This window comes from Bacillus sp. SN1 (assembly GCF_002796895.1).
Taxonomy (GTDB): domain Bacteria; phylum Bacillota; class Bacilli; order Bacillales; family Bacillaceae; genus Bacillus; species Bacillus inaquosorum.
The window spans coordinates 83613-99939 of the sequence record NZ_PHIE01000005.1; the positions used below are offsets into that span (position 1 = coordinate 83613).

Consider the following 16327-nt stretch of genomic DNA (forward strand, 5'->3'; position numbering starts at 1 on the left):
AGAGGATGGAGAGGATTCTGTGAGTGAGCAAATGAATAAAATAGATAAAAATAACATAGCCAACATTCTCGGACTGACAACCATTCAGGAAGGTCTTCTTTTTCATCATTTAATGGAGCCGGAAGGTAATGCTTATTTTGAACAAATGCTGATAAAACTAGAGAGCGAACCAGCCCGTGATCTTTTTGAAAAAGCATGGCAGCAAACGGTTCAGCAAAATGAAATGCTGCGGACGGTGTTTAGGTGGAAGGAAACAGCTAAGCCCATTCAAGTTATATTAAAGCATCACAAAATAGATATCCGTTATCAGAGCATCTCGTTCGAGAAAGGCATTTCCCAGGAAAAGCTAAAGGAGGAGCTTGCGGCGCGTGATCGGAAAGAGCCGTTTCAGCTTCAAGAAGTACCTTTTCGTGTCACGCTTTATCAAATAGAAGAAAACGGAATCTGGATGATGATCAGCTTTCATCATATCCTGATGGACGGCTGGAGCATGGGGATTGTCCTCAAAGAGTGGATGGAGTCATATCAAGCGTTATCCATGGGTCAAACACCTGTTATTTCTCAAAAACCGTCATATCAAGCATTTGTGAAATGGCAGCAGGAACAGCAGCGTAAAACAAAAGACAGCCAGGCGTCATTTTGGAAAGGGTTATTGAAAGACTGGGAACCTGTACAATTGCTGCCGAATACAGAAAGACCAGGGAAGCGAAATGCTATTTTTTCTAAACATGAAATACAGCTTCCGGTTTCAGCAGGGAAAGCTCTTCGCTCACTCGCTTCTGAACGGCAAGTTACGCTTGCTTCAATTCTATATAGTGTCTGGGGTCTGCTGCTAAAGAAATATTCTGATCAAGAAGAAGTGGTGTTCGGGACAACCGTGTCAGGAAGAAGCGCCGATGTACCGGGAATAGAACAAATGACGGGGCTGTTTATTAATACCATTCCGCTTCGTCTTCGCTTTGCGCCTCAATCCACGCCTTTAGATGTGATTCAGCTTGCACATGAGCAGATTGCCAAAAGAAGTGAATATGAACATACACCGCTGTCTGATTTAAAAACATATGCGGGGCTGACGGCTGAGCAGTCATTATTTGACACGATTGTCGTGATTGAAAATTATCCGCTTGATCAGATGCTTAAGTCAAACAGTCTTCCTCTTTCAATCGAACAATATGACATGTTTGAACAAACTGAGTTTGATTTGACATTGAGTGTACAAGCTTTTGATGAACATATCCATTTTTCATTTATATATAATCCCGGTGTCATGTCTGCTCTTCAAGTGAAGCAGCTGGGGGATCATTTTCTCAACCTGTTATCGGAAGTGATTGAGTATCCGGCAGACAGATCTGTGCATCGCTTGAATATGCTTTCACAAGATGAGGTGTATTATCAGCTTGAAGAGTTTTGCAATTATAAAGGTCTGACCGGCAACGAACATCAAACTGTTATTGATTTGTTTGAACGGCAGACAGAAAAGACGCCGGACGCTCTTGCTGTGGAGTTTCGCTCGGAATCCCTGACCTATGATCAATTAAATAAAAAAGTGAATCAGCTCGCCCGTTTTTTAGAAAGTCAGGGAGTCAAACCCGCACAAAGAGTCGGTATTTTAACAGAACATTCAATTGAAATGGTGATCGCTTGTCTCGCTGTATTAAAAGCGGGCGGCGCTTATGTTCCGGTTGATCCCGATTATCCTCCGGAAAGAATTGAATATCTTCTTCAAGACAGTGGGGTAAACCTGCTGCTGACAGAGGATATTGAGGGGCTGGTTTACTCGTACGATGGTGTGAAAATAGATATTACCGATCAGAGCCTTTATCAAGGAAACGACAGCAATCTGGTGAAACATTACGGTCCGCAGGATATTGCGTATTGTATATATACCTCTGGAACAACAGGCAGGCCAAAAGGGGTGCTTGTTAAGCATCTTGGTCTTGAAAATTATATTTCCTGGGCCGCCGAGCAATATGTAAGAGGTGATAATAGAGATTTTGCCCTTTATACGTCTTTATCTTTTGATTTAACAGTAACTTCTATCTTTACCCCGCTTATAACCGGAAACGCAATTATTGTGTATCGGGATACAAACAAGCAGCTTCTTGTGGAACAAATTCTGAAAGATAATCGAGCCCACGTTATGAAGTTAACGCCGTCCCATCTGCATTTCATTTCCGGGATGCCGTTTCAGGACAGTGTGATGAAGTGCCTGATACTGGGGGGAGAGCAATTAGAAACCTCCTTGGCGGCGAAAATTGAAGAGAACTTCGATGGAAAAATTGAAATTTTTAATGAATATGGCCCGACGGAAACGGTAGTCGGCTGCATGATTCACCGCTACTCATCTGAAAGGGATAAAGATCTGTATGTGCCGATCGGCCGGCCTGCAGCACATACTGATATATACATTCTTGATTCACATATGAACCTGCTGCCCCAGGGAGCAGCGGGAGAACTATATATTGCCGGAAAAGGAGTGGCAGAAGGCTACTTAGGCCGGAAGGAACTGACGGCAGAGCGCTTTGTGGCTCATCCTTTTAAACCCGGAGAAAAAATGTATAAAACAGGGGACGCAGCCCGCTTTTTACCGGATGGAACCATTCAGTTTTTAGGCAGAAACGATGACCAAATCAAACTTAGGGGCTATCGGATTGAGAGCGGGGAGATTGAACACTGGCTCTGCCGGTACGGACGTATAAAAGGGGCGGCGGCTGTCGTGAAGAAGGACGCGTCCCAGACACCGTGCCTGGCTGCTTATCTTTTCACTGATGAGACGATTGATGAAAAGCAGCTGCGTGAATACTTGCGCCGTCATTTGCCGGAATATATGATTCCATCCCGATTTATTGTGATGGATGAGATGCCGCTGACGGCCAATGGAAAACTGGATAAAAAAGCACTGCCGGAGCTTGCTGCAGAGACAAAACGAAAGGCACTTGCGGCAGCACCAGCTTCTGAAACAGAAAAGATGGTGCTGGAGATTTGGAAACGTGTACTTGGTCAAGACAGCATCGATGTTCAGGATAAATTTTTTGAAATCGGCGGCACTTCCCTGCATTTGATCCAAGTCAATCAGCAGCTTTCTAAGGAAACGGGAAAAAGTATTCCGATGGTTGAGATGTTCCGCCGTCCAACAGTTCAGATGCTTGCTGAATTCTTATCAGGTCATGATGAAGAGCAATCAAAAAAGAAAACACCATTCATATCAAAGCGGAAGGATCCTTCAGATGACAGCATCGCCATCATCGGGATGGCCGGGCGTTTCCCCGGAGCTAAAAACATAGATGAATTTTGGCATAACCTGCAAAATGGCAAGGAATCCATCTCTTTTTTCACTGATGAAGAACTGTTTGCGGAAGGCATTGATGAACAAACATTTACGAGAACTGATTATGTAAGGGCGAAAGGAATCATCGACGGCCCCGATTTATTTGACGCCTCCTTCTTCGGCTATTCACCGGGACAGGCAGAGGTCATGGATCCGCAAATCCGTCTTCTTCATGAGTATGTATGGAAAACGCTGGAGGATGCAGGGTGTGTTTCAGCTGAATATGAAGGAAAAATCGGTTTGTTTACAGGAACAACCTCAAATTTTCAATGGCTCCAGCATTTCGCTGACTCATTAGACGGCAGGATGTCAGAGCTGTTTGAAATCGGCTCTTTAAATGATACCTATACGATCAGCACACGGGTTGCTCATAAACTTAATTTAAAAGGTCCAGCCATTACCCTGCAGACAGCTTGTTCAACCTCCTTAGTCGCGCTGCATTTGGCTTGCAAATCAGTGCTGAATGGAGAATCTGATATGGCTCTCGCAGGCGGTGTGTCCATTCTCCACCCGGTTAAGTCAGGCTACATCTATCAAGAGAATATGGTGAAATCGCCAGACGGCCATTGCCGAGCCTTTGATAAAGACGCGAAAGGCACTGTAGGAGGCGATGGTGTCGGATTTGTCGCAGTGAAATCGTTGAGCCGCGCTTTGGCTGACGGCGATAGGATCTATGCGGTTGTAAAAGGATCTGCGGTCAACAATGATGGTGACCAAAAGGTAGGCTTCAATGCGCCGAGTGTGGAAGGCCAGACAGAGGTTATAAGAGATGCGATTGCCGACGCGGGGATTGAACCGGAAACCATCAGCTATGTGGAAACCCATGGGACAGGCACAGCTCTCGGAGATCCAATTGAAATTGAAGCCTTAACTAAAGCGTTTCAAACAAATAAGACCGCGTTTTGCCGGATTGGTTCCGTAAAAACGAATATCGGACACCTTGATGCTGCTGCCGGAGCGGCGGGTCTTATTAAAACAGTTCTCTCTCTGCAGCATCAACAACTTGTGCCTAGTCTTCATTTTAAAGAAGCGAATCCGAATATTGATTTTCAAAACAGTCCTTTCCTAGTGAATGACAAGCTCCGAGTGTGGAAGAGAACAAATAACCCAAGACGAGCAGGCGTGAGCTCATTCGGTATGGGCGGCACCAATGCCCATGTGATTCTGGAGGAAGCGCCTGTCAGTGAACGTGAAAAACATTCGCGTTCGTATCAGCTGTTTCCTCTTTCAGCAAAAACGATGAATGCTTTAGAAAAAACGAAAGACCTTTTGCTCGAACACATGGAAAGGAACTCTGAGCTTAATGCAGCAGACGCCGCTTATACGCTGCAGGCCGGAAGACAGCACTTTGATTATAGGCAAATGTTTGTGGCAAAGGACAGACAGGATGTCATCCGCCTGCTTTCCGAGAAGAAGGACAGAGGACTCAGCCGAATGTCGCGGATTCAGGAAAAAAAGGAGAAAAAATTGATCTTCATGTTCTCGGGCCAAGGCAGTCAATATGTGAACATGGGCAGGGATCTGTACACGGAGGAGCCGTTTTTCAAAGAGACGATGGATCACTGTTTTCAAGAATTCTATGAAGCGACCGGTGAGAGGCTTGAGAATATTCTATACCCTGACCAGCAGGATGAAGACGCTGCCGCGATAAAGCTTCAAGAGACGAAATATGCCCAGCCGGCTATTTTTATGCTGGAATATGCGCTGTCACTTTTGCTGATGAAGTGGGGGCTGCGGCCATGGGCTATGATCGGCTACAGTTTCGGTGAATTAACGGCTGCCGCGGTATCGGGAGTGTTTACGCTAAGCGATGCCATCAAGCTAATCAGCTTACGTGGACAAGCGATGCACGAAGCGCCGTCAGGCATCATGCTAAGCGTGCCAATGCCAGAGGAAGAACTGAAAGCGATTCTCCCTGATTGCATTTCATTGGCTGTTGTTAATGACGCTTCTTGCATTGTGTCGGGGCTTGAGTCTGACATTTCCGCATTTGAAGAACAGTTAAAAGCCAAAAAAGTGCTTTGTATGAGAGTAAAAGGTTCAATTGCTGCTCACTCGCACGTCATGGCTTCCGCTGCTGAACGATTTGGAAATACGGCTAAGCGCATTTCTTATCAAAAACCGGGTGTTCCTTTCTTCTCGAATTTAACGGGAGACTGGATAGCGGATGAAGAAGCTGCGGACTATGACTATTGGAAGCGGCACATGACTGAAACTGTTCGCTTTGCCGAGGGTATTGGCGTGTTAACGAAGCAGGAAGATGCTATTTTTATCGAAATCGGCCCGGGACAAGATTTAAGTGTGCTGGTGAAGAGATCGATTAACGATGAGCTGCGCCAGCATGTTTGCAATGTGCTGAAACACAGCAGACAGAGTATGTCAGATGTCCAATTTTTACTCAGCAGAATTGGCACGCTCTGGATGTATGGCGCGGACATTGATTGGCGCGGGCTGCACGAGGGCAGACACCCTGAAAAAATTACTATGCCTCAATATCCTTTTGAAAAGGAATCCTTCTGGCACAAACGGAAACATACTGCCAGCGGAAAAGGCAAAAAACATTCTGGAGGAAAGCTCCCGCTTCAGGAGTGGTTTTATCTGCCGCAATGGGAAAAAGAAATCCTGCCGATTTCCCGCGAGATTGAAGCGACGGAACAACGTTTGCTTGTCTTCATGGAGGATGGAGATTTTTCCTATAAGCTTATTCAGGGGCTGCAATCCACCTGTGCTTCTTGTGTCATCGTTAAAAAAGGGCATAACTTTCAGCAGGTTGAAAAAGGAGTGTACACACTCCGCCCAGACTCTGCGGAAGATTACTGCCGTCTTTTTGAAGTGTTGGAGAAGGAAAAGATTCAGTACAGCCGGATTTTGCACCTCTGGGGGCTGGCAGAGAAGAATGAAACCGCTGCTGCCGAGTGGATTGAGCAGATGCAAAACGAATCCTATTACTCTTTGCTTTACTTAGGGCAAGCATTGAAAAAGAAAGAAACAAAGCAGGACATTTCGATCTTTGTGTTATCGTCCCTTACGTATCAGCTTGGCGGAGAAGACATGCTGTATCCAGAGAAAGCCGTACATCTGGGGCCGAGTATGGTCATATCTCAGGAAACACCGTTCCTTCGCTATCGAGTGATTGATATAGACAGACAGAAAGAAGATTCCTGGAAAGAAGACAAGCTGCTGGGACTCATCAGATCAGAGCTGATGACCGAATCCGGCAATCTCTTAACGGTTTATAGAAGTAATAAAAGGTACACCAGGAACTTTATTCACAAAGCCGTGCCTGCAGAATCATCGCAGGGGCACCTTCGTCCCGGAGGCGTATATATTCTGATTGGCGGGTTGGGCTTCATCGGTTTACATGCTGCAAAAACCATTGCTGAGAAAACAAAAGGAAAACTTATTCTGACAAGCCGTTCTGGCCTACCGCCGCGGAGTGAATGGGAGTCCTTAATCAGCACGCATGCTGAGGATGATCCAACCGTTAAAAAAATAAAATCAATATATGAGATAGAAAAAACAGGCGCAGAAGTCACTGCTGTTGCTGCGGATGCAAGCTGTGAAGCGGATATGTCTGAACTGGTTCATATGGCTGAACGTAAGTACGGCTCCATTCATGGTGTAATTTATGCAGCTGGAATAACAGGCGAACAATCATTCAGGATGATGGAACAAACGGATAAAAGTTTTTCGAATGCTCACTTTCAAGCAAAAATGACGGGCGTTGCGGTATTAGAAAAAGTGTTGGCCGATCGACCGCTTGATTTCTGCTTTTTGATTTCATCCTTGTCTCCGATATTGGGAGGACTTGGATTTACCGCCTATACTGCGGTTAACCAGTTTGTTGATGCCTTTGTATATAAACATAATGCGCAGCATCCTGTTCAGTGGACAGCCCTAAATTTAGACGGCTGGGAATTTGAAGACGGCAAAAAACCGGATATTCCAGTCGGAGGGGATTTAGAAAATACCCTGATTCGTGCGCATGAGGGCAGAGAGGTTTTTGAGAAAATTTTCACATTTGATCATATGGATCAGATTGTAGTGTCTGCCACGGATCTGCAGGAGAGGATACGAAAATATGTGAATCGTCTGCAGCAGCCTAACGGTGAAGAGCAAGAGGACGTTTCGCTGTACGGGCGGCCAGAACTTACCGCTGAATATGTTGAACCAGTAACTGATATGGAGAAAGAACTCCTTGTTCATTGGCAGTCATTTTTTAAGATTGATCAAATCGGTATAGACGATGATTTCTTTGAGATGGGCGGGGATTCGTTAAAGGCGATTACTTTCATTTCCATTATTCATCAAGCATTCAATGTGGAAATTGCGCTGCCGGATTTCTTTAACATTCCGACGATCAGGCAGATGGCCGAATTTATCAGCCAAGCCGACAAGAAGTTGTACAGAAAGATAGAAAAAGCTGAAAAACGGGATTATTATCCGTTATCCTCAGCGCAAAAACGGCTTTATCTTGTTCAGCAGTTAGATCAAACAAGCACTGGCTACAATGAGTTCACTGCCGGCCGGATTGCAGGAAAACTTGATATGCAAAGGCTTGAGAATGTGTTCCGGCAATTGATTAATCGTCATGAGAGTTTAAGAACATCCTTTAAAGCAATAGACGGTGTTCCTATGCAGTGCATAGCTGAGCATGCGGAATTTCATGCAGACTTTTTTGACCTATCAAATGTGGCAGGCCAGGAAGGGCAAAACCAAAAAGAACAAGAAGTCATCAGCAGCTTTTTAAAGCCGTTCCAGCTTGATCAGGCTCCCCTGATGAGAGCTGGTGTTATTAAGAACTCTGAAAACGAGTATATTCTGATGCTCGATATGCACCATATTATTTCTGACGGTTTATCTCAGGATATCTTGGTCAGCGAATTTATGGATCTGTATGACGGCAAAGAGCTTGCACCGCTTGAACTGCAATATAAAGATTTCTCAGAATGGCAGAATCAGATGCTTCAGTCTGAGGATCTGAATGAGGTGAAAACATATTGGCTGAAACGGCTTGACGGCTTCCGGGAGCTTCAGCTGCCGGCTGATTACCAGAGACCTGATGTCAAAAGCTTTGCCGGCGCCCATTATCGTTTTTATATAAGCAAAAAAGAGCTTGAGGCGTTTAAATCCATTATGGCCGATGAAGATGCCACGCTGTTTATGGGACTTTTATCAATCTATCAAATCCTGCTGCACAAGCTCACTGGACAGTCCGACATTGTAGTCGGCGTTCCGGTCGCAGGAAGAAGGCAGGAGGAACTGCAGCGGATCATCGGTATATTCGTTAATATGCTTCCGCTCCGGTTTTATCCGAAAAAAGAGATGACGTTCACTCAATTTCTGCACCATGTCAAGCAGCTGGTGATTGATGACTTTGATCATCAAGATTATCAGTATGAACATATGGTTCAAGATTTGAAGTTAGATAGGACGTTAAATAGGAATCATATTTTTGATACCGTTTTTGCTCTGCAGAATCTAAGCCAGCCTGCTTTAGAGGTAGACGGGATCACACTAACCGATTATGAATATGAAACAGCGGTTTCCCGGTTTGATTTGCTTTGGATCGCTTCAGAAGACGAAAACGGTTTATCTTCTGTCATTGAATACAGCACTGAGCTGTTTACAAGAGAAACCATTGAAAGCGTTGCGAAAGGGATTAAAAAGGTGCTGTCAGCCGTGATTGATTGTAAGCAAACCGCTCTCAAGGATATTGACCTGACTTCAGGCATCAATGATTTAGAAAAGGTATCGTTGCTGGAACTAGACGATCTGAAAATCTAGCAGAAATAGGTGAATAACAATGAACCAAACCGATGTCTTTCAATTGAAAACCGCAGCTCTTGAAAAAGTGAAGGAGCGGCAATATTGGACTTCTCTATTATCTCAAATCCCGTCGGACTGCCGGTTTCCTTATGATTCACAGCTTCTTGATCAAAACGATGAAGAAGCTTCATTCACTTTTTCATTCCCGGCTCAGCTGGAAAAGGCCATCTTAAAGGCATCCGGAGCTTCAGATTTGCGTATGTTTATCATTTTTATGACTGCGGCAGTCACATTGCTGCACAGGTACAGCGGAAGAACGGATATCATGGCGTCGGCCCCTGTGTTGAGACAGCGGGAAACACAGCCGGTGATCAATGATCTTCTTCCGCTGCTGGTGAAAATCAATCCTTCTATGAATTTCAGAGACTGTCTAGAGCATGTGAAACAAGCTTTTCAAGAAGTGTATGCCCATCAAAATTATCCTGTGAAAATACTATTGGACGAGCTTCATCCTTTGCATAAAAAAGGGGAGCCCCGCTTCGGCATTTCCCTTGCTATGAATGATCTTCAGCAGCCGTCCTCTTTGAAAGCGCTGGACACGAATATACTTATTTCCATTCAGCGTGATGGAGGGACATTGACTGGAAAGTTGAGCTGGAATTTGAAGCATTACACATTCGATACTGCTAAACGGATAGCCGGCCATTTTTGTATGCTTGCGGACCGGGCTTTGTCGGCGCCTGAGACTCTGGTCACTGAGCTGCAGTTACTTTCTCGTGAGGAGAGAGAGAGAATCATCACGACATTTAATCACACAAATCAGCCCTATCCGAAAGAAAAATCGATTGTCGATCTCTTCAAAGAACAGGCAGCTCTCAAACCTAATCAGCCTGCAATTGTGTATGAAGATGTCAGCTTCACATACGGTGAGGCTGATGAATTGTCAGACCGGGTTGCTGCTTTTTTGATAAAAGAAGGTGTTCGTCATGAGGAGCCTGTGGGGCTGATGGTTCATCGCTCAGCAGAAATGGTTATTGGCATATTAGGCATATTGAAAGCAGGATGTCCTTATTTGCCGATAGATGTAAATATGCCGTCCGAACGGATGGATTATATGCTGAAAAACAGCGGTTCGCGGTTTGTGATCACGAACGAGGATTATGACATTTCTGCTGAGGATCAAAAAAGCTTTTTTATAGAGGAAATGATGAAATTTGAAGGGGCGGCGGAGCATGGGCGTCTGCCGTCTCCTGAAAATCTCGCTTATGTGCTGTATACATCAGGGACAACAGGAAAACCGAAAGGCGTGATGGTGGAGCATCGTCAAGTCATCAATTTAGTATATGGCATAGACAGCCTTCATTTTCAGCCGTTTTCACAAGAGCATTTCCGCATCGGCATGCTTGCTTCACATATTTTTGACGCATCCGTGCAAACGATATTTCCGGCAGTGCTTCTTGGACACACCTTATATATTGCACCCGATCATGCAAGGATGGATGGAAAGCAGCTGTGGTCTTTTTATGAGGAGAACCGCATTCATATTTCAGATGCGACACCTTCTCATTTGCGCCTAATGCTCAAAGCCGCTGAGAAAGAGCCGCATCACGTTGACGAATTGAAGTTAATAATGGCTGGCGGCGAAATTCTGCCGCCCCAATTGGTTCAGCAATATTTACAAACATTTCGTGATGATAAGCCGGTGATGACAAATAATTACGGTCCGACGGAATGTACTGTACAGTCAGCGGCTTTTACCATACCTGAGCATTGGAATGAACCCGTCGTACCGATCGGCAGGCCGATGCCGAATGAACAGATTTATATTTTAGATCATTGCGGACAGCCTGTGCCCATTGGCGTATACGGAGAACTGTGCATTGCCGGAGATGGGGTGGCAAGAGGATATATCTGTCAGCCAGAGCTGACGGCAGAAAAATTTACAGAACCGCAGCATATTCCTGCCGGCAAGCTTTATCATACCGGCGACTTGGCGAGATGGCGTTCTGACGGCTTAATCGAATTTTTTGGCAGGTATGATGATCAAGTAAAAATAAGAGGATTCAGAGTAGAGCTTGATGAGATTAGAAAAGCCTTGCTTGATTACCGGGAGTCGGGACAAATCATTCATGACGCGGTGATTATTCCAGTTCAAAAGGAACCAGATGATCAGTTTCTTGTGGCGTATCTCATTTCCAATCAAAAACTGAAAACTAGAAAAATGAGAGGGTTTTTAGGAGAAAAGCTGCCGGGTTATATGATTCCGAGACGATTCATCCGCGTGGACTCATTTCCAATGAACCTGTCAGGGAAGCTTGATCTCAAGGCGCTCCCAGATCCTATGGAAGAGCCTGAATCTGACGAGCAGGTCATAAAACCGCACAATGAAACTGAGAAAAAGCTGGTTTCCATTTTTGCTGGCATTTTGAATATACCTGAATCTGATATCAGCATGGAAGATAACTTTTTTGATATCGGCGGAAACTCATTTCACATCGTAGAATTATCGAACAAATTGAAAGAGCAGTTTGGACAAGAGCTGTCTGTTGTTCAGCTGTTTCAATATACCTCCGTATCGGCAATAGCTGCCCAGCTCAGCCGGCAAACGGAGTCTGAGGGTTCTCAGGCAAATGCTGAGAGTGGGGAAGAGGCAGCGGAGGATTTAGAAAATGTCGCACAACTGTTAGGCGGGATTTCTGATGAGTAAAACAACAGGCTTAGAAATAGCGGTTATCGGAATGGCTTGCCGTTTCCCCGGTGCCAATAATATTGAAGAGTTTTGGGAGAATATCAAAACGGGCACGGAATCCATTACATTTTTCTCAAAAGAAGAGCTTATGGAAGCCGGTTTGCCTGAAGAACAGCTCGATCATAAGAATTATGTCAGGGCCAAAGGAAAAGTAGACCGGCATGACCACTTTGACGCAGCGTTTTTCGGCTACTCACAGCGCGAAGCCGAGGTAATGGATCCGCAAGTGCGGATGTTTCATGAAGTCGCGTGGGAATCCCTTGAAAACGCTGGCTATAATCCCGAAACCTATTCACAGCCTATCGGCTTATTCGGCGCTGCGTCTGCGAATTTGTACTGGCAGGCAAGTTCAATGCTGCTGAGAAGCAGCAGTTCTTCTGAGCAGTTTGCTGCTGTTCAGTTGACGGACAAGGATTTTATGAATACACAAATTTCATACAAATTGAATTTGAAAGGGCCGAGTATTGCAGTGGATACAGCCTGTTCATCTTCTTTGACCGCTGTGCATCTCGCATCCAGAGCTTTGCTTACCGGCGACTGCAAAATGGCGCTGGCCGGAGGAGTAACGGTGACTTGTCCCCATAAAAAGGGCTATATGTATCAAGAAGGGATGATTATGTCGCCGGACGGCCGCTGCCGCGCATTTGACGCGGAAGCAAAAGGGACAGTCGGGGGTGAAGGCTGCGGTGTTGTAGTGCTGAAAACCTTAAAGCAGGCGCTGAAGGATCAAGATCATATTTACGCTGTCATTAAAGGATCAGCATATAACAATGACGGCAGCCGTAAAGTCGGTTACACAGCGCCAAGTATCGAAGGGCAGGCAGATGTCATTAGAAAAGCACTGAACATCAGCCGTGTAGAGTCCGAAAGTATTTCTTATGTCGAAGCGCATGGCACGGGTACCTCGTTAGGAGATCCAGTTGAAATAGAGGCGCTTAAACAAGCGTTTCAAACAGAAAAGAAGCAATTCTGCGCGATCGGCTCTGTTAAAACAAATATCGGTCATTTGGATTCCGCCGCGGGAATTGCGGGGTTTATTAAAACGGCGCTGAGTCTCAAAGCGAGAACCCTGCCGCCAAGCCTTCATTACAAAAAGCCCAATCCTAAAATTGATTTTGAAAACAGTCCTTTTTATGTCAGCACATCAGCAAAACAATGGACAGCATCTGACCGGGTGTTTCGAGCGGGCGTCAGTTCCTTTGGGATCGGCGGCACGAATGTTCATGTTGTTATGGAGGAGCCTCCGATGAAGGAAAGACGTCATCAAGAGGATCATGAAGACTGCCTTATGCTTATTTCTGCCCGATCTGAAAAAGCTGCAATGAAGGCCGCGGATCAGGTCAAGCAATTTATAAAAGAGAATGAAGAGGTACCGCTCCAAGACGTTTCATATACACTGCAAGAGGGCCGCAGGCATTTTCAGTATCGTCAGGCATTTACGGCTGGTCCTTTAGGGATAACAAGCGATATGGCAAATTCTTCAATAGCGCTGGAGAAGCCGGCAGTTGTCTTTATGTTTTCCGGGCAAGGCTCTCAATACGTCAATATGGGGAAACAACTGTATGAAATGGAGCCCGTATTCCAGGAGGAGCTGGAGCGCTGTTTTACCATTCTGCAAGCTGAGGAAGGACTCAATATTAGAAGCATCATGTTTCCGACTAATGAAGCAGAAAGCAAAGAAGCCGAACAGCTTATCCATGAAACCTCATATACGCAGCCTATTTTATTTTCTTTTGAATATGCGCTGGCGTCCTTCTTGAGCAAAAAAGGTTTAAAACCGCAATACATGATTGGCCACAGCATAGGGGAATTAACGGCAGCCTGTCTGTCAGGCATTTGTTCATTGGAAGACGCGCTTCATATGGTTGCGATGAGAGGCCGATTGATGCAGGAAATGCCGGAGGGAGAAATGTTGAGCGTCAGACTGTCTAGCAGAGAGACAGAAATGGAATTGACAGAGGGGGTTGAGCTGTCGGCTTCAAACAGCTCTGATTTAGCGGTTGTATCAGGTCTTATGGAGCCAATCAATGCTTTTGCCGCGCGCCTTCAGTCGAAAGGAGTGGCAATTCAGCACTTAAAAACGTCCCATGCGTTTCATTCAAGCATGATGAAGCCGGCAGCATCTCGTTTTGCTGATATTTTGCATAATATTGAATTCCAAGCACCCGGCCTTCCGTTTATTTCAAATGTGACAGGCGATTGGATACAAGCAGAGCAGGCCGCAGATCCGAAATACTGGGCTTCGCAAATCATGGAAAAGGTTGATTTTCATTCAGGGCTGAACACACTTTTACAAATGGGCAATGTTGTATTTGTTGAGATCGGGCCAGGAAACACGTTGACGCAGTTTGTGAGAAAACATGAGGGTTTTATGACGGAGCAACATGCTGCGGTAAACATGATCAGGCATCCAAAGGAAGTATCATCTGATCGTGTCTATCTGTTAAACCGCATCGGCAGGCTTTGGACGCATGGTGTAAACATGAACTGGGAGCACTTTCGCCAGGGGGGCTCATACGAAAGGGTCCCGCTTCCGACTTATCCTTTTGAGCATCAAGTATTTCCCGATCCGCAAACATCTCAGGGCGGCATGGAAGAAAAGATCAAAAACGAATTGAAATTAAACGTTGCTTCAAGTGAAAAACAGCTTCCTTTTGATAAGTGGTTTTCCGTACCGTTCTGGGAACGAATGGAACCAGTCAATGAGACATTCACTCATCAAGGAAAGAGGATACTTGTCTTTGAAGAAAACAGTGATGTCAGCCAATATCTCCTAAAACAGCAGGCGGAAGCCGTGTCTGTCCAGCCGGGTGATTACTTTGCGGAAACAGACAGAAACACGTTTACGGTAAACCATCGTGATACGGCCCACTTTCGGAAGCTGCTGGATGAACTGAATGCAAGGGGGTTTATCCCTGATGAAATCATCTGGATGTGGCTGCAAGACTGTGATTGTCATGATGGAGATATTGCAGAGCACACAATAGCCGGTTATCTTCCTCTCCTTGATCTTGTCCGTTTACTTGGAACAGAGAGCAACAAAAGATTCAGCATGACCGTAGTAACCAATCAAGCTCACGATGTGACGGGAATGGAGGATCTTCAGCCTCATCAGGCTGCGCTGACCGGAGTCTGTTTGACCATTCCGCAAGAGTATAAGCAGATCAGCTGTAAAGCTGTTGATCTTTGTCCGGACCCGCGACTCGGTCAATCAAGCTGGCCTGAAATGATTTCTTATGAACTTAAAAAAGAGGATGATCAGCCTATTGTGGCTTATCGCGGAAACAGCAGATGGATTCGGCAGGCGAAGCAGCCGGGCAAGCAAGATGAGATTGATATGGCCGGCAATCTCAGGCATAAAGGAGTTTATATCATTACAGGCGGCCTTGGGGGGATTGGATTATCTCTTGCATCTCATTTAGCTGAAACAGTTCAAGCAAAGCTTGTGCTGCTAAGCCGGACGGGACTGCCCGATAAACTAAGAGCAAATGACGATACAGCCAAAAAACTCAAGGCTGTGGAAGAGCTCGAGAAGGCTGGAGCAGAGGTGCTGGTATTACAGGCGGATATTTCAGACGAGGCAGAGCTTCAAAAAGCCTTGCAAACGGTGGAATCTCGTTTCGGACAAGCCGTTCATGGCGTTATTCATGCAGCAGGCATTCCTGATGGCAAAGTGATTCACGCAAGGACACCAGACGATGAGAGGCATATGGCGAAAGCCAAAATAACAGGAACCGCTCTGTTAAGAAAAGCGCTTAGAAACAAACAGCCGGACTTCTTCTTCATTTGTTCCTCTCTTGTTTCATTTTTAGGAGCGGGGGGCCAAGTCGGCTACGCTGCATCAAACGCATTCTTGGACAGTTATGCTCACGCATGCCGAAAAGAAGGTGAAAACATGGTGACGGTTAACTGGGACCGTTGGGAACAAGTAGGGATGGCATATGAATCAGAAACGGCAGCCATTCTTTCGAAGATAGCGGACAAAGAGGAGCAACACCAAGGAATCCTGCCGGCCCAAGGTGCGAAAGCGTTTATGAGAGCTTTGCAGCTGCGCTACCCGCAAGTCCTGATTTCGCTGCAGGATGTAAACAAACGAATGAAAGACAGCTATGTGAAAGAGGACAGACAAACCGCAGCGCATGTGCTGACAAAAGACCGCTTGGACACACTTGAAGAAAGGTTAATGAATATTTTCAAAGATTATTTTCATTCTGAGACAGATGTAAATATGAATTTCTTTGAATTAGGAGCCTCTTCACTTGATCTGCTTCAGGTGAGCGGGAGAATCAAAAACGAGCTTGGCGTGGATATCCCGGTTGTGATGATGTATGCCCACCCGACGGTTGCAGCATTAACCCAAGCCGTCAAAGCACAGCAAAGCGGTGATGACTTGCACATAAAAGGAATAGAGCCAGATCGCCAAAAAGCCATAAATGAAGGGAAAAACCGGCGAAAACAGCGAATGAGACGAAAATAGATGG

At 45.6% G+C, this 16327-nt stretch carries 3 protein-coding genes; all 3 read left to right on the forward strand.

The genetic code is table 11. The annotated features are described in order from the left end of the window. Nucleotides 1-19 precede the first annotated feature (19 nt). Genes CVV77_RS16955 through CVV77_RS16965 form a run of 3 tightly spaced genes read left to right on the forward strand, consistent with a single transcriptional unit; the run spans nucleotide 20 to nucleotide 16323 of the window. Nucleotides 20-9115: a hybrid non-ribosomal peptide synthetase/type I polyketide synthase gene (locus CVV77_RS16955; RefSeq protein ID WP_100275988.1), complete on the forward strand. Its 9096-nt coding sequence runs from the start codon at nucleotides 20-22 to the stop codon at nucleotides 9113-9115. A gap of 19 nt (nucleotides 9116-9134) precedes the next feature. Next, entirely contained in the window at nucleotides 9135-11804 is a 2670-nt protein-coding gene (locus CVV77_RS16960; RefSeq protein ID WP_100275989.1) for a non-ribosomal peptide synthetase, read from the forward strand. After that, nucleotides 11797-16323, forward strand: coding sequence for a type I polyketide synthase (locus CVV77_RS16965; RefSeq protein WP_100275990.1), 4527 nt, complete (start codon nucleotides 11797-11799; stop codon nucleotides 16321-16323). Before CVV77_RS16960 ends, CVV77_RS16965 begins: the two co-directional genes overlap by 8 nt. Nucleotides 16324-16327 lie beyond the last annotated feature (4 nt).